The organism is Rhodococcus sp. ACPA1, from assembly GCF_002300195.1.
GTDB classification, from domain to species: Bacteria; Actinomycetota; Actinomycetes; order Mycobacteriales; family Mycobacteriaceae; genus Rhodococcus_F; species Rhodococcus_F opacus.
Window position 1 is genome coordinate 400,140 of record NZ_NSDX01000005.1, and the last position, 18,423, is coordinate 418,562.

The 18,423-nt window shown below is 69.5% G+C and carries 2 protein-coding genes; both read left to right on the forward strand.

Annotated features, from left to right (window positions below; translation table 11 throughout):
- The first annotated feature begins 43 nt into the window (after positions 1 to 43).
- Positions 44 to 1,243 carry a sensor domain-containing diguanylate cyclase gene (locus tag CJ177_RS26280; RefSeq protein ID WP_095868982.1) on the forward strand — a complete coding sequence of 400 codons (1,200 nt, stop codon included), beginning with the start codon at positions 44 to 46 and terminating at the stop codon, positions 1,241 to 1,243.
- Between the two features lie 289 nt (positions 1,244 to 1,532).
- Positions 1,533 to 18,308, forward strand: coding sequence for a non-ribosomal peptide synthetase (locus tag CJ177_RS26285; protein ID WP_095868983.1), 16,776 nt, complete (start codon positions 1,533 to 1,535; stop codon positions 18,306 to 18,308).
- Positions 18,309 to 18,423 lie beyond the last annotated feature (115 nt).

Consider the following 18,423-nt stretch of genomic DNA (forward strand, 5'->3'; position numbering starts at 1 on the left):
GTCTCGCGCGGCTGGAGGCGATCACGGTGACGGCGAGATTCTGATGGCGTTGGGTATTCCGCGCCTCGGGGTGGGCATCGTCCGGTACGACATCGTGAACGGGGCCTTGTGGTGGGATGAAAAGGCCGCCGCCATCTTCGGGGACGACGGTTCCCGGCCACCGCTCGAGTTGTGGCGGGAGCGGGTCCATTCCGAAGACATCGGCGCGGTGCGTCGCATGTTCGGTGACACCGCCGGATCCGTCGGCGCGGAGTGTGTGTTCCGCATCGTGCTGGCAGATCGGTCGACCCGGTACATCCTCACCCGCAGCATCGACGTCACCACCGATGCGTCCGGCGCCCCCGTCGAGCTGACGGGAGTGGTCATCGAACTCGGGCACGTGGCCGGCCGGGACGCGCAGCTCGCGTCGTTGCTCGATCGGGTGGGCCTGGGGTTCATGGCGCTCGACGAGGACCTTCGGATCATCTACGTCAACTCCGGCTGCCTGCGGCACGTGCGGCGGTCGCGGGACGAACTGCTCGGCCGTGTCGTCACCGAGGTTCTTCCCGAAACGCGCGGCAGTTACTTCGACGCACTGTGCCGCAAGGTTCTCGCCACCGGCCGGGAGCAGCAGACGCGGGTGGACTCGCTGTATTCGCCCGGGATGACGATCGAGGTGACCGCGGCAGCCGATTCCGGTGCACTGGTCGTGCATTTCCGGAACGTCACCGCGGAAGTCAGCGCCCAGCAGCAGGCGGAGGAGGCGCACGCTCTCCTTCTGCACGCGGCCACGCACGACAGTCTCACCGGACTGCTCAATCGCGCCGCCATCACCGAGCACCTGCAGCGCTTGTTCGAGCCGGGTGCGGGGCCTGCGGTCGCATTGTTCCTCGACGTCGACGGCTTCAAGGACGTCAACGACACCCGCGGGCATCGCGTCGGTGATCGCATCCTGCAGGGGGTGTCCGAGCATCTGCGCCACGCGATGCGCGCTCCGTCCGCGGTCGGCAGGCTCGGCGGCGACGAGTTCGTCGCCATCCTTCCCGACATCGACGAACTCGACGTCGACGACGTGGTCACCCGGATGCTCGCGTCGATCACGACGCCGATCGACGTCGGCGACGAACTCCTCGCCGTGACGATCAGCGTGGGGATGGCGCGCAGCACGTCGGCTCGCACGGTCGACGAACTGCTACATCATGCGGACACCGCCCTCTACGCAGCCAAGCGTCGCGGTGGGAACACCGCGGTCTGGCACCAGTAGGTTGCTGGGCGGCTGCCCCTGGGTGTCGACGCCGCCGCTCGTGTGCCAACGCCGCGAACGAGCGGTATGTTTACACGGTCGAACTCGACGCCGGGACCGCTTCGGTGCGGTAAAAGCTGGCGGCGGTGCGGGCGACACGCGTTCGTGGTGATTGAACACGAATTACCGCTGTGATAATCCGGCCTGTGAACTTGCCGGCAACCGGGTTGTTGCTAGTGGGTAGCCTAACCTAAACTCCTTCGGGTGCCCGTCGTCGGACGGGCGCTCTCGACGGACGATCGGATCACCCATGTCTCCGGACCACTCGGCGGCTGCTCGCTCACAGCGCACTTCGGCTGAGGGCACTTCTCACTCGGCTCGCGTCAGTTCGACGTCTGTCGCATTCCCGGTGACGGCCGCGCAGTCCGAGGTGTGGGTCGGGCAGCAGTTGAACCCGGGCAGCCCGGTCTACAACCTCTCGCTCGTCGTCGAGGTCGCGGGCCGGATCGACCTGGACCGTGCTGCCGCGGCCATCCGGAAGACCGCCGAACGGGCCGAAGCCCTGCACGTGCGTTTCGAGCGAGGCGACGACAACGAACTGCTGCAGGTGCCGACAGCTCCCGACGCGTGGACTCTCGCCGTCGTGGACCTGCGCGGCGAAGTGGATCCCGACGCGAGTGCGCGCGCATGGATGGATCGCGACATGGAGACCGTGGTCGACATCGACTGCGGCGAACCGTTGTTCCGGCACGCCCTGCTGCGCACCGGGGACGAGTCGGTGATCTGGTATCAGCGCTACCACCACAGCCTCATCGACGGATACGGCATCACCCTCCTCGTGGCCGACGTCGTCGATCGATACGAGCACCCGGAACTCGAGACGTCCACGGCGCCGTGGCCCCTCGACACTCTCGTGACGTCCGACCGCGACTACCGTGCGTCGGCGCGCTTCGAGTCCGACCGCGACTTCTGGATCCAGCAGGTGATCGACGCCCCGGAGCCGCCTCGGCTGCTCCCGCAGGTCGTCGACCACTCCGGGTCGCCGATCTCCGCCCTCGTCGAGATCGACGGGGACGACGCCGACGCGATCTACACCTTCGCCTCCGACGCGGGGATCCGGCGCACCCGGCTGCCGCTCGCCGCGGTCGTGGCGTACATCCACCGGTTCACCGGCCGCCGCGACCTCACCTTGTCGCTGCCGATGACGGCGCGGGTCGGCCGCGAGCTTCGCCGCATCCCGGGTATGTGCTCGACGATCCTGCCGCTCCGGGTGCAGGTGGATCCCGCGATGACCGTGGGCGAGCTCGCCACCCGCATCGACACGACGCTGATCTCGGTGCTGCGGCACGGGCGCTACCGCGGCGAGGACCTCGCCCGCGATCTGCGGTCGATCGATCCGGACCGTCAGATCTTCGGTCCCGGAATCAATTCCATGATGTTCGAGCACTCGCTGACGTTCGGCGGTTTCCCGGCGTGGGTGCGGGGTTCGGCCACCGGACCGGTCCGCGACCTCGATTTCTCCATCCGCGGTGGGCAGGATTCGGAGCCCATCCAGATCGACCTCCGGGCCCCGGCCGGTCTCGGCGCCGAGCTCGAGGAGCATCGCCGCAGGCTCGAGCACTTCGTCGGGCAGTTCGTCGCCGACCCGTCGCAGCCCATCGCGTCGCTCGATCCGATGACCGAGGCCGAGCGCAGGCAGTTGCTGGTGGAGTTCAACGACACGGCGTCCCCGCAGGAATCGGTGACTGTTCCCGACCTGTTCCATGCTCAGGTGTCGCGGACACCGGATGCCGAGGCCCTGATCGCCGACGACATCCGGCTCACCTACCGGGAACTAGGGAAACGCGTGGCGCAGCTGTCCCACCACCTGCGCGCCCGCGGTGTCGAGGCGGAAACAGTGGTGGCGGTGGGTCTTCCGAGATCGGCAGAGATGGTGATCGGACTGCTCGCCGTCATGTGTTCGGGTGGGGCGTTCGTGCCCCTCGACCCGTCGTGGCCGGAGGACCGCCGGACCTCGGTCCTCGCGGACGCCGGGGCGGCGCTCGTTCTCACCGGACCCGGCGGAGTCACCGACGCGGGGGAGCGGGCCGTGCCGGTCGACCTCGCGGCGTGGGCGTACGCCGAGCAGTCCGCCGAACCGCCCGCGGTGACCGTGCAGGGTTCGCGGCTGGCGTATGTCATCTTCACGTCGGGTTCGACGGGCAGGCCCAAGGGCGCCATGATCCGGCACGAGGCCGTCTGCGCACGGCTGCTGTGGCAGCGCGACGAGATCCTGGGCTTCGGGGCCGACGACGCGTCGCTGTTCAAGGCGCCGCTGTCGTTCGACATCTCCGTGAACGAGATTCTGCTGCCCCTGGTGGCGGGTGGCCGGCTGGTGGTGGCCGAGCCCGGCGGGGAGCGGGACCCGCAGTATCTGCTGGACCTGATCGCCCGCGAGTCGGTGACGTTCGTCTACCTCGTGTCGTCGATGCTGGACGTGCTGCTCGACCTGTCGCGGGGCACGGATCGGCTGGCGGCGCTGAAGCACGTGTGGTGCGGCGGTGAGGTTCTCACACCGGGTCTGTTCGAGAGGTTCCGATCGCAGCTCGCCATCACGCTGTACCACGGCTACGGTCCGGCGGAGGCGACGATCGGTGTGTCGCACGTGATCTACCGGGAGGACGCTGCGCGGATCGCCACGTCGATCGGGCGCCCGAACCCCAACACCCAGCTGTACGTGCTGGACGAACACCTGAACCCGGTGCCTCTCGGCACCGGCGGCGAGCTGTATGCCGGTGGATTCCTCCTCGGCCGCGGTTACGTGGACGCTCCGGGGCTGACGGCGTCCCGCTTCGTCGCCAACCCGTTCGCGAACGACGGCTCCCGGTTGTATCGGACCGGTGACCTCGCGCGGTGGGCGGCGGACGGTTCTCTCGACTTCCTCGGCCGCGCCGACAATCAGGTGAAGATCCGGGGCATGCGACTCGAGCTCGAGGACGTCGAGGCGGGCATCGTGTCGCATCCCGCCGTCCGGCACAGTGCCGTCGTCGTGCGGGAGACGCCCTTGGGGGCAAAGTTTCTCGCGGCCTACGTCGTGGCGAAGCAGGATTCGGTACCGGACGTCGCCGAGCTGCGGGTCTGGGCGTCGTCGAAGCTGCCGGAGTACATGGTGCCGTCGGCGTTCGTCGTCCTCGATCGGTTCCCGCTCACCCCCAACGGAAAACTGGACCGGCGGGCGCTGCCCGAGCCGGATCTCGGCGCGGCCGGCGAGAACGTCGCGCCCCGCACCGCCGCCGAGGAAACCCTGTGTGGGCTGATGGCAGGTGTCCTCGGGGTGGAATCGGTGGGCGTCACCGACGACTTCTTCGCGTTGGGTGGCGACAGCATCGTGGCGATCCAGCTGGTCAACCATGCTCGGCAGGAAGGTCTTTCGATCAGCCCGCGGGAGATTTTCCAGCTCCGCACCGCCGAGGCGCTCGCCCGGGTCCAGGACGGCCGGACCGCGGCAGCCGTGGACTCCGACGACGTCGCCGTCGGTGACATCCGCAGCACCCCGATCGTCGCCCGCACCGCGGAGCGGGGCGGCGGGATCGCCGCGTTCCACCAGTCGGTGCTCGTGCAGACTCCCGCCGCCCTCGACGAGCACGCCGCGGCGGCGGCCCTGGCCGCGGTGCTCGAGCGGCACGACGCCCTGCGCGCGACGCTCGTCCGTGGTAACGGAAGCGGCCTCCGCCGCGGGGGCGACCGCTGGACGCTGTCCGTGCCGGCACCGTCCCCGGCGGCGGTCGACGGAATCCTGCGCGTGGTCGAATTCGACGGCAGCGCCGAGCAACTCGACATCGAGACGCGGGCGGCGGTCGGAAGGCTCGACCCGGATGCGGGCGTGATGGTGCAGGCCGTCCTCTTCGCCGCGGCCGACGGTCCCGGCCGGTTACTGCTGATCGGACACCACCTGGTGGTCGACGGGGTGTCCTGGCGCATCATCCTCGAAGACCTCGCCCGCGCGGGCACAGCCGTGGCGGCGGGGGGCGTTCCCGAACTCGCTCCGGTCGGAACGTCGCTGCGCCGCTGGTCCGAGCTGCTCGACGAGCAGACGCGGTCGGGTGCCTTCGACCACGAACTGTCCTTCTGGGCGGACGCGGCGACCACGGAAGACCCGCTCCTCGGGTCGCGTGCGCTCGATCTCGCCCTCGACCTCGCCGGCGACGCCGAAACCCTCACGGTGACATTGCCTCCGGAGGTCACCCGGCCACTGCTCTCCACCGTGCCCGCAGCGTTCCACGGACATGTCAACGACGCGCTCCTCACCGGTGTCGCGGTGGCGCTGCAGAGGTGGCGAGACGGAGAGCCGGGCCCCGTGCTCCTCGATCTCGAGGGGCACGGACGCGAGGAAGACCTCGTGCGCCGCAGTGACGGACCCGCCCTCGACCTCTCCCGGACCGTCGGCTGGTTCACCACCGTCTATCCGGTGGTGCTCGACCCCGGCGCAGCGGCGGACGAGGCGGGAATCGCCGACGCGCTGAAGGCGGTGAAGGACCAGCTGCGCCGCATCCCGGGTTCCGGGTTCGGCTACGGCGCGTTGCGCTACGTCGGTGTCCCGAGGCCGGAACTCGCGCTCGCGCCGACCCCGCAGGTGCTGTTCAACTACCTCGGACGGGTGACGTCCGCGGAGGGCGTCGACTGGCTGCCCCGCGCCATGGGCGGCGCGGACGACCCGCGGATGCCGCTCGGACACGCCCTGGCGTTCGACGTGATCGCCGAGGACGGCGCGGACGGCCCCGTCCTGCGCACGACGCTGACGTGGGCGCCCGGTGTGCTCACCCGTGACGCCGTCGTGGCGCTCGCCGACGAGTGGACCGCGGTGCTGCGGGTGCTGGCCGGAATCGACCGTCTCGGCGGTCACACGCCGTCGGACTTCCCACTGGTGTCGCTGACACAGCCGGACGCGGACGCGCTGGCGGGGGCGGCCGACGTGCTTCCGTTGACACCGCTGCAGGAAGGCATCTACTTCCAGTCGGCATTCGAGGACACCGGCACGGACCCGTACGTGGTGCAGCAGGTGATCGAACTGACCGGGCCCGTCGACGCGGCGGCGTTGCACCGCGGGCTGCAGGCGGTCGTCGACCGGCACGCTGCCCTCCGCGTCGGAGTGCGGGCGGTATCGGACGGCCGGGTCGTGCAGGTGGTCGGCGAAAACGTCCAGGTGCCGATGGAGGTGCTCGATCTCACCGGTGTCGCGGATCCGGAGCAGCGCGTGGAACAGGTGCTGGCGGCAGATCGGGCCCGGGGCTTCGATTTCGAGCGTGGCCCCCTGCTGCGCTACACGCTCGCGCGGGTGAAACACCAAAAGTTTCTTCTGCTGCAGTCGATTCACCACATCGTCGCCGACGGGTGGTCGGTGCCGGTGATGTTGCGGGAATTGATGGCCCTCTACAACGTCGAGGGGAAGCCGCTGGCGCTGCCGACGCCCACGCCGTACCGGAGCTACCTCGAATGGCTGGGGGCGCGCGACCGTCAGGCGTCGCTCGCCGTGTGGCGGGAGGCGCTCGCCGACGCCCCCGAGCCGGTGGAACTTCCGAAGCCCTCGTCGACGGGGGAGTCCGGGATCCGCAGTGTCCGGGTGACACTGCCGTCGGACGCCACCGTCGCGCTGTCCGCTGTGGGCCGGGCCCGCGGATTGACGCTCAGCACGCTCGTGCACGGCACGTGTGGTCTGGTCCTCGGCCGCCTCACCGGCCGGGAGGACGTGGTGTTCGGTTCGACGGTGTCGGGCCGCGGCGGCGACCTGCCCGGAATCGAGACCATGGTGGGCCTGTTCATCAACACCGTGCCCACCCGGCTTCGGTACCGGCCGACCGACACGGTGGCCGAGACCCTCGCCCGGTGGCAGCACGAGCAGTCGACGCTGCTCGACCACCAGTACCTGGGCCTGCCCGAGTTGCGCCGGGAAGCGGGACTGCAGAACCTGTTCGAGACGCTCGTCGTGTTCGAGAATTATCCGCTCGGCGACGGCGCGGTGGCGGATCCCACCGGTGCGGTGCGGTTGACCGGCATCAGGTTCGACGAGCACCCTCCGTACCCGATGACGCTGATCGTCGTGCCCGGTGACGCGCTGACACTCGAGCTGAAGTACGACGCCACCCGCATCGATGCGGCGACCGCGACCCGGTTCGCGGAGTCGACGGTGGCGTATCTCGCGGAGCTGACCCGGGACGTCGACCAGAACGTGTCTTCCGTCGCGCTGGCGTCGCGTGAGCCGATCGACGCGGCACTGCGCGACGTCGCGGTGGAGTTCCCCGAGACGACGGTGACGGCGCTGCTCGAGGAGCAGGCCGCGCGGACACCCGACGCGGTGGCCGTCGTGTTCGAGGACGAACACCTCACCTACGCCGAACTGCATGCGCGCGCGAACCGCGTCGCGCGGCTGCTCGTCGACCGCGGGGTGGCACCCGAGTCGAAGGTGGCGGTGGCACTGCCCCGTTCGCTGGACCTGATGGTGGCGCTCCTCGCGGTCGGGAAGGCGGGCGGCGCTTACGTTCCACTCGACACCGGTTACCCCGCCGACCGGCTGGCGTTCATGCTGGAGGACGCGGAACCGGTGTGCGTCCTCACCGACGGCACCGTGCCGTTCTCCGGGTCCGGTGTTCCGCAGGTCCGGGTGTCGGATGCCGACCGGTACTCGCCCGCGCCGCTGACCGGTGTCGCGCTCGTGCCGCAACACCCCGCCTACGTGATCTACACGTCGGGCTCGACGGGACGGCCCAAGGGGGTCGTCGTGCCGCACGCCGGCATCGTCAACCGTCTGCTGTGGGTTCAGCGGTTCCGGCCGATCACCCCTACGGACAACGTGTTCCAGAAGACCCCGTCCAGCTTCGACGTGTCGGTGCTGGAGTTCTTCGGACCGCTCCTCGCCGGGGCGACCCTCGTGCTGGCGCGGCCGGACGGTCACAAGGACCCGGCGTACCTCGCCGACGTCATCGTCCGGCAGTCGATCACCCGCGTGCATTTCGTGCCCTCGATGCTCGAGGTGTTCCTCGCCGAGCCCGCCGCGGCCCGGTGCACCGGGCTGCGAATCATCTCCTGCAGTGGTGAGGCTCTTCCCGTGGCATCCGCCCGGCGCGTCGCCGAACTCCTGCCGGGAGTGGAACTCGACAACCTCTACGGTCCGACCGAGGCGTCGGTCGACGTCAGCTACGCCGCGTCCGTTCAGGGAATCGACGCGTCCGCACCCTCCGTGCCGATCGGCCTGCCGACGTCCAACACCGGTCTCTACGTGCTCGATCGGTACCTGCAGCCGGTGCCCGCGGGCGCGGCCGGTGAGCTGTATCTGTCGGGACCACAGCTGGCCCGCGGCTATCTGGGCAGGCCCGGGTTGAGCGCCGAGCGCTTCGTCGCCGATCCGTTCTCCCACACCGGGTCACGCATGTACCGCACCGGTGACGTCGCCCGGGTCAACGCCGAGGGTGCGGTCGAGTATCTCGGCCGGGTCGACGATCAGGTGAAGTTGCGCGGTTTCCGCATCGAATTGGGCGAGATCGAAGCCCAGATGGCCGCCTGCCCCGGAGTGCGGCAGGCTGCGGCCGTCGTGCGCTCGGACCGGCCCGGACAGCAACAGCTGGTCGGGTACGTCGTCGGGGACGCCGACGACGACGACGTCCGTGCGCGCCTGGCTGCGGCCCTGCCGGAGTTCATGGTGCCCGTCGCGCTCGTGCATGTGCCCGAGTTCCCCGTCGGCCCCAGCGGGAAGCTGGACCGCGCAGCGCTTCCCGCACCGGACTTCTCCGCGCACACGAGTTCGGGCCAGGCGACGTCCGCGCCGGTCGAGGAGAGCGGACCGGCGGGGGTGCTGGCCGCCCACTACGCCGAGATTCTCGGTCTCGGGACCGTCGGGGTGAACGACGACTTCTTCGCGCTCGGTGGCGACAGCATCCTCGCCATCCGCCTGGTCAATCTCGCACGCAGGGAGGGAATCACCGTCACCCCGCGGCAGATCTTCGAACAGCGGACGCCGGCCGCGCTCGCGCGGCTGGTCGCGGCCACCGTCGTCGCGCCGGCCCCGCGCGTGGAGGAGTCGGGCACCGGCGTCCTGCCGCCCCTGCCCGTGGTCCATCGGCTGTCCGAATGGAGTGGCGGAAAGAACCGCTTCAACCAGGCCGTTCTGCTCCACACACCGGCGGGCACCAGCGCCACCGTCCTGACGGCCGCCCTGCACTCGGTGATCGGTCACCACGACGGCCTGCGGCAGAAGCTCACCCGGCACGCGCCGGGTGTGTGGTCGCTCGAGATCACCGAATCCGCAGACCTGGAATTGCGTCGTGTCGACGTCACCGGGCTCGACGCCGCCGCGCTGCGCGAAACCGTGGCAGCAGAATCCGACGCCGCCACCGATCGGCTCGACCCCGACGACGGCACCATGCTGTCGGCGGTGTGGTTCGACGCCGGCCCGCAGGAGCTGGGCAGGCTCCTTCTCGTCGCACACCATCTGGTGATCGACGGGGTGTCGTGGCGGACGCTGATCGAGGACCTCGCCATGGCGTGGGTGGCGGCCGACAGCGGCCAGGACGCCGCGCTCGACGCGGTGCCCACGTCGCTGCGCGGATTCGCCCGCATCGTCACCGAGCAGGCGCAGGACCCCGCCCGGCTCGCCGAACTCGACCACTGGTTGCGCGTCACCGAACCCGGTGCCGACCTGGTGGCCGACACCGACGGGCACGCGGTCGTGAGCAGCGGCGCACGGCGGACGGTCCTCCTGGACCCGCAACTCACGACGGCGCTGCTGACCACCGTTCCCGCCGTGGTCGGCGCCGACGTCACCGATGTGCTGCTCGCGGCGCTACGACTGTCGGCCGACCGGTGGTTCGCCGGCCGTGGACGCGAGAACGACCTGCTGGTGGACCTCGAGCGGCACGGCCGCGAAGAACTCGCCGAGGGTGTGGATCTCTCCCGGACCGTCGGCTGGATCACCAACGTCACCCCCGTCCGGCTGCGCAGCCGGACGGGCGCACTCGAGACGCTCGGGGACGTCAAGGAGCAGCTGCGCGGCGCGCCCGATGGCGGCATCGGCTACGGCATGCTGCGGTACGTCAACGCGCGCACCGCGGGTCTTCTGGCGGCACGGGCGGAATCGCAGGTGCTGTTCAACTACCTGGGCCGCATGCCGCACGCGGTGCCCGGACCCTGGACGCCCGCGGTCGAATCCGACTCTCTGGCCACCGATCCCGATGCCGATCTCGGTGGCCCGTACCGGCTGGTGATCAATGCCCTGTGTGAGGAGTCCGAGCGGGGCACCGAACTGCAGGCCGTCTTCGCCTGGTCGGACGCCGACCTGAGCGAGGCCGACGTCGTCGCGTTGAGCGACGGCTGGGTGTCCGCGCTTCGTGAACTGGCGGACGCCGCAGGAGAGCACGACGGACCGGCGATGCTCACCCCGTCCGACCTTCCCCTCGTGACGCTGACGCAGGAGGAGATCGACCGTATCGTCGAGGCGAGCCCGAGTGGGGTCGACACGGTGCTGCCGCTGTCGCCGCTGCAGGAGGGCCTCTACTTCCAGGCCGGGTTCGACTCCGGCGCCGACATCTACACGGCACAGTTCTCACTCGACTTCGCGCACCGTCTCGACACCGACAGGCTCGCCGCCGCGCTGCGCACACTGCAGCGACGCAACCCGACGCTGCGAGCAGGATTCGTCAGCGCAGGGCTGCCTGCGCCGGTGCAGTTCTTCGGCGCCGGCCTGGACGTGCCCATCGCCGAGTTCGACCTCCGGGAACTCGACGAGCCCGAACGCGCGTCCTACGCCGAACAGCTGACCGCGCAGGACCGGCTGACACCGTTCGACCTCACCTCCCCGCCGCTGTGGCGGGCAATGGTGCTGCGGCTCGGCGACTCCCACGACCGACTGGTGATCAACCGGCAGTTCCTGCTGTGGGACGGATGGTCCAACGGCCTCGTCGTCAGCCAGCTGCTCGCGCTCTACGAATCGGGTGGCGACGACTCCGGGTTCGCCTCCCCGGAAGGATCTTTCGAGGACTACCTGCAGTGGCTGGCCGCCCGGGACTCCGATGCCGCGCAGTCGGCGTGGACCGGCGCGCTCGGCGGGCTCGACGAACCGACGCTGCTGGCCGCGACGGTCGCGGGGGCGCCACAACCACCGCAGCGCCGGGACGCCGTGCTGTCCGAGGAACTGAGCGAACGGCTCCGTGCCGGTGCCCGCGGCGCCGGTGTCACGTTCAACGCGGTGCTCAACGCCGCGCTGGCCGTCGTACTCGGAATCGAGACCGGGCGCCGGGACCTGGTGTTCGGCACCACCGTGGCCGGACGCCCACCGGAGGTCCCGGGCATCGACGCGGTGGCGGGAATGTTCCTCAACACCGTCCCCGTCCGGACGACGCTGCGCGCCGACGAGACCGTCACCGACCTGCTCCGGCGAATCCAGTCCGAGCGGCTGGAGCTGACCCCGTACGACTACCTCGGGCTCGCCTCCATCCAGCGGGTGTCCGAGCACCGGCAGCTGTTCGACGTGCTGTACGTGTTGCAGAATTTCGTCGACGAGAAGCAGGTGTCGGCACTCAATGCGGCGCACGACATCAGCGGCGGCGACAGCATCGATCACACCCACTACCCGGTCACGGTCGTCGTGACGCCGGGCGCGAGCGTGAAGGTGAAATTCGAGTTCCACCCCGAGAAGATCTCGGAGTCGCGGGTCGAACGCATGCTGTCGCGGTACCTGACCGTACTCGAGGAGTGGTCCACCGACCTGTCGGGTCTTGTCGGCGGAATCGCCGGTGCCGCAACGCCTGTGCCGTTCGAACGGAAAGTCCTGCCCGACAGAACCATCGCCGATCTGTTCGCCGACGCGGCCCGACTCCGACCGGACGAGACGGCCCTGGTGTTCGGGCACCGCACCGTGAGTTACGCCGAACTCGACGCCGACGTGAACCGGATGGCCAGGCTCCTGCTCGGCCACGGCGCGGGCCCGGAGCGGATCGTCGCACTCGCGCTGCCGCGGTCGGTGGAGATGGTGGTCGCGCTGTTCGCCGTGCTGCGCACCGGATCCGCGTATCTGCCGCTCGAACTGGACCACCCCGCCGAGCGCCTCGTCGCGATGCTCGACGACGCGCGTCCGACGGTCCTGGTCACCACGTCGGACGTCGCCGGAACGCTCGCCGCTGCGACGATCGACACGCTGGCCGTCGACACCCTGGATTTCGGCGCGGTCGCGTCCGGACCGTTGTCGGAGGCCGAACTCGGCGGATTCGCGCCCGGAACCCCCGGGCGCCTGGATCATCCGGCGTACGTCATCTACACGTCCGGGTCCACGGGCAAGCCGAAGGGCGTCGTCACCCCGTATCGCGGCCTGACCAACATGCAGTTCAACCATCGTGAGGCGATCTTCGAACCCGTCGTGACCGCTGCGGGCGGTCGGCGACTGCGCATCGCGCACACCGTCTCGTTCGCGTTCGACATGTCGTGGGAGGAACTGCTGTGGCTCGTCGAAGGCCACGAGGTCCACATCTGCGACGAGAATCTTCGGCGTGACGCCGAGGCGCTCGTGGCCTACTGCGACACCCACGCGATCGACGTCGTCAACGTGACACCGACGTACGCCCAGCACCTCGTCGAGGAGGGTCTGCTCGACGACGGTCCGGGGCGGCACCGGCCACCACTGGTGCTCCTCGGCGGCGAGGCAGTGCCGGATTCGGTGTGGAACCGGTTGCGCGACACGGACGGAACGGTCGGGTACAACCTGTACGGGCCCACCGAGTACACGATCAACACCCTCGGCGCGGGCACCGCCGACAGCGCGACACCCACCGTCGGCACCCCGATCTGGAACACGTCCGCCTACGTGCTGGACGCCTGGTTGCGTCCGGTCCCGGACGGCGTTCCCGGTGAGCTGTACATCTCCGGGGTCGGGTTGGCGCGCGGCTACCTCGACCGGTTCGCGCTGACGGCGGAGCGGTTCGTCGCCGACCCGTTCCGGGAATCCGTACGTATGTATCGGACGGGCGATCTCGTGCGTCGCCGCGGAGACGGCAACCTCGACTTCCTCGGCCGCACGGACGATCAGGTGAAGATCCGTGGTCACCGGGTGGAACTGGGCGAAATCGCGTCCGCGCTCGAAGCTCTGGACGACGTGCGTCAGGCCGCCGTCGTCGTCGATTCGGGCCCGGGTGGTTTCAAGCGACTGGTCGGCTACGCCGTCCCTGTGAGTACTTGTCAACCGCGGGACGTTGACAAGTACTCACAGGCGCTGCGCGCAACGTTGCCGGACTACATGGTGCCCGCCGCGGTCATCGAGGTCGACAGCCTGCCGATGACGGTCAACGGCAAGCTCGACGTCAAGGCGCTACCGTCGGCGGACGACGTGCTCGGCCGCAGCGGCGGCGCGCGCACGGAACCCCGCACCGACACCGAACGGGTGTTGTCAGGCTTGTTCGGGGAGATCCTCGGCGTCCCCGCCCCCGGGGTCGACGACGACTTCTTCGACCTCGGCGGTCACTCGTTGCTGGCCACCAGGCTGATCAGCCGGGCACGGGCCGCACTCGACACCGACCTCACCATGCGCGACCTGTTCGAGGCACCGACGGTCGCCGAACTCGCCGCCCGGATCGGCGACGACACCGGTTCGACGCGTCCGGTGCTGGTGGCCCGGCCGCGGCCCGAACATCTGCCGCTCTCCGCTGCGCAACAACGCCTGTGGCTTCTGCAGCAGATGGAGGGCGCGTCGGTTCGGGATGGGGCGGGCCCCGCCGTCGCGTACAACTTCCCGATCGTCCTGCGACTGCAGGCTGCACTGGACCCCGGGTTGTTCGAGCAGGCGCTGACCGACGTCGTGTCGCGGCACGAATCGCTGCGAACGGTGTTCGGGGAGCACGACGGTGAACCGGTGCAGGTGATCCTCGACGACGCCCGGCCCGACGTCGCGGTGGTGGACGGGACCGAGGCCGATCTGGTGCGGCTCGTCACCGAGACCGTCGGCCGCCCGTTCGACCTGGCCACGCAGATCCCGGTGCGCGCGAGCCTCATCCGGGTCGCGGACGAACAGGTGCTGGCCATCGTGCTGCACCACATCGCCACCGACGAATGGTCGGACCGCCCGTTCCTGCGGGACCTGATGACGGCGTATGCCGCTCGCGCGCAGGGTTCGGCGCCGGAGTGGGAGCCGCTCGACGTGCAGTACGCCGACTACACGCTGTGGCAGCGCGACGTTCTGGGTGATCCGCAGGACCCGTTCAGCCTCGTCAGCCGTCAACTCGAGTACTGGGCGAAGACTCTCGACGGTGCGCCGGAGGAGTTGGTGCTCCCCACCGACCGCACCCGTCCCGCGCGGCCCAGCTTCGCCGGCGGCGCGATCGAGACGACGCTCGACGCCGCGACGACACGGGCCCTGCGTTCGCTCGCGCGGACGTCGGGAACCAGCATGTTCATGGTGCTGCACGCGGCGTCGGCGGCGTTGCTGCACCGTCTCGGTGCGGGCGACGACCTGCCGATCGGCGCGCCGGTCGCCGGTCGCAGCGAACAGGGTCTCGACGACCTGATCGGATTCTTCGTCAACACCGTGGTGCTGCGGACGGACGTGTCCGGCAACCCCACGTTCGACCAGCTGCTGGCACGGGTCCGCGACACCGACCTGGCGGCCTTCTCACATACGGACGTCCCGTTCGAAACCGTCGTGGAGAAGGTGAATCCGGCGCGGACCTTGGCCCGGAACCCGCTGTTCCAGGTGATGGTCGGCTATCACAGCCGGACGTCCGATTCGGCGCTCGTACCCGGATCGGCCCTCACCCCGGTGGCGTTCGAGGAACGCACGGCCAAGTTCGACCTGGTGTTCAACTTCACCGAGTACCTCGACGACGACCGGGTCGAACTGCGCCTCGAATACGGCTCCGACCTGTTCGACCGGGCCACCGCGGAGAAGATCGCGCGCAGGCAGGTCGTGGTGCTGGACGCCCTCGCGTCCGACTCGGGTCGCGCGGTCGGCGACCTCGACGTGTTCCTCGGCGACGAACGCGAACTCGTGGTGTGCGGTTTCAACGACACCGCACAGCCGGTGGCGGAGGAGACGTTCTACCAGGCATTCGCCCGCCACGTGGCCGCGACCCCCGACGCCGTGGCAGTCGTCGACGACGACGGTGAGGTGACATACGCGGACCTGAGTGTTCGCGCCGACCGAATCGCCGCACTGCTGCATCGTCGCGGCGTTTCCGTCGAAGACGTTGTGGGACTCGCGGTCCCGAGGTCGGCGCAGATGGTCGCGGTCGTTCTCGGGGTGCAGAAACTCGGGGCGGCGTACCTTCCGCTCGACCTGAACCACCCGTCCGACCGCATCTCCTACATGCTCGCCGACTCCGCCGCGCGGGTGCTGGTGACCACGGTGGGGGAGAGCACGCGCATCGCGGACGTCGCCGGCCTCACTCGCATTCTCCTCGACGACGCGTCCGTCGTCACGGAACTCGAGACCGGCCCCGCCCTGGAGGTGCCGCAGCCTTCGCAGGGCCTGGACCACGCGGCATACGTCATCTACACGTCGGGCTCCACCGGTAAACCCAAGGGCGCGATCCTCACTCACGACGGGATCCCCAGCCTCGTCGCGACCGCCGAACAGCGGATGAAGCTCGTTCCCGGTTCGGTGGTGATGCAGTTCGCGTCCATCGGATTCGACGTCGCGGTCTTCGAGTTGTCGATGGCACTGTGCACGGGTTCCCGTCTGGTGATCGTGCCCGACGAGTCCCGGGTCGCCGGACCGGAACTCACCGATTTCATGGCCGCACACGCCGTGACGCACGCGATCATTCCGCCGTCCCTGCTGGCGGCGCTGCCGTCGGGGTGTGCCGTCCCCGAGGGCTGCACCGTGCTGGTGGGCACCGAGACCGTGCCGCCGGAACTGATCGGACGCTGGGCGGAACGGCTCAACCTGCTGGCCGCATACGGTCTCACCGAGGCCACCGTCAACAACACGCTGTGGCAGGCTCAACCCGGATGGAACTCGGCCGTGCCGATCGGCATCCCCGATCCCAACGAGCAGGCGTACGTCCTCGACGACCGCCTGCAGCCGGTGCCGCCGGGAGTGGCGGGCGAGTTGTACATCGCCGGACGCGGACTGGCCCGCGGATACCTCGGCCGGCCCGACCTCACGTCGGCACGGTTCGTGCCCAGCCCCTTCGGCGACGCGGGCACCCGGATGTACCGGACCGGTGACCGGGCGCGCTGGCGGGCCGACGGCAACATCGACTTCCTCGGACGCGTCGACGATCAGGTGAAGATCCGCGGATTCCGCATCGAACTCGGCGAGATCATCGCGGCCCTCGGAAGCCATCCGGCGGTGAAGCAGTCGGCGGTCGTCGCGGACCGATCCGGCGACATCGTCCGGCTCGTGGGCTATGTGACACCGGCCGACGGTCACGGAGCCGGGCAGATCGATCCGCAGGCGGTGCGGGAACACGCCGCCGCGCGGTTGCCCGACTACATGGTGCCGACTCTCGTGGTCGTGCTGGACGGCGATCTCCCGTTGACGCCCAACGGCAAACTCGACCGCAAGGCGCTTCCGCTGCCGGACTGGTCGGCCCTGACCGGGGACGGCACCCCTCAGACTCCGGAGCAGAAGGAGATCGCCGCAGCGTTCGCCGACATCCTGCATCTGCCGTCGGTGGGCATCCACGACAACTTCTTCGACCTCGGCGGCAACTCCATGGCGTCGATGCGGTTGGTGGGACGGATCCGCGGGCGGTTCGCCGTCGACATCGGTATCCGGGACGTGTTCGACAGTTCCACGGTGGCCGAACTCGCCGCGATCGTCGCGGGGGCCTCGTCCACCGGCAGGCCGGTGCTGACGGCGGCGGACCCGAGGCCGGAGGCGCTCCCGCTGTCCGGGCCGCAACGCCGGTTCTGGAAGCAGTTCCGGGCGGCCGGCGCCGAGGCACGGGCCAGTCACGCACTGTCGCTGCAGCTTCGCGATACCGTCGATGTCGAGATCCTGGCGCAGGCTCTCGACGACGTCACGTCCCGGCACGAACCGTTGCGGACCGTGTATGTACAGGTCGGGGACACCGTCGTCGCGCAGGAAGCGGTGCGGCCCGCCCTCGAACTCGTCGACGTCGGGGACGGAGACGTCCACCGCACCGTCTTCGAATTGGCGCAGGAACCCCTCGATCTCACCGAGCAGGCACCGCTCCGGGTGCATCTCGTGACCGGCGCCGACGGCACCCAGGCGTTGCTTCTCGCGATGCACTACATCGCCGTCGACGAGTGGTCCGTGGTGCCGTTGCTCGGTGATCTGATGGGCGCATACGCCGCGCGCTCGCACGGCGAGGAACCTGCGTGGGAACCGCTGCCCGTCGGATACGCCGACTACGTCGTGTGGTCGCAGGCACTCGTCGGCGATCCCGAGGACCCGGACAGCCGTCGGTCGCGTCAGCTCGGCTACTGGCGGGAGACGCTGGACGGCATGCCGTCCCGGCTCGACCTGCCTGCCCCGGCCGTTCGCGGACCGCGGACGGCGGAGATCGTGCCGGTCGAGATCGACGCGGAACTCCACAGCGCGGCCCGGAAGTTCGCGAGCGACACGGGCACCAGCCTGTTCATGGTGTTGCAGGCCGCACTCGCCACCGTGCTGACACGGCACGGCGCGGGCACGAACATTCCGCTCGGGTCACTCGTCGCGGGACGCACGGAGGAGGCGCTGGACGCGCTGGTCGGCTGTTTCTTCAATATCGTTCTGTTGCGAACGGATACGAGCGGTGATCCCGATCCCGTGGAGTTGCTGCGGCGTATCCGTACCGCGAATCTCGACGCGCTGGACAATCAGGACGTGGCGTTCGCCGACGTCGTGGAGGCGGTCGGCGAGACGCCGGTGCTGCGTCCGCAGATCATGCTCGTTCATCACGAGCAGGCCAGGCTCGGTCATCTCGACGCGCTGGGCGGTGTGATGCCGGTGCCGGTGGGTGTTCCGGATTCGGACCTGACGCTGAGCTTCTACGAGCCGATCGGCGACGGACCGGTCCACGCGTATTTCTCGTTCTCCTCGGATGTGCTGGACGCCGAGACGGTCCGTGGCTGGGCGTCGGAGTTGTCGTCGCTGGTCACCGTGTGGGCGGAAGGATCCCGATGATCAAGAGTGATCCAGATCGCAGTTCCGGGGCGGACTTCGCCGCCGCGGGGGCCGGAAGTACTTGGTACTGTGCTGGAAATAAGGATAGGCTTCACTATCTTTTCGGAAGGCAGAC

Bases quoted from the DNA above. Each gene is read 5' to 3' on its own strand.
- CJ177_RS26280 (WP_095868982.1), top strand. From the start codon at position 44: ATGGCGTTGGGTATTCCGCGCCTCGGGGTGGGCATCGTCCGGTACGAC.
- CJ177_RS26285 (WP_095868983.1), top strand. From the start codon at position 1,533: ATGTCTCCGGACCACTCGGCGGCTGCTCGCTCACAGCGCACTTCGGCT.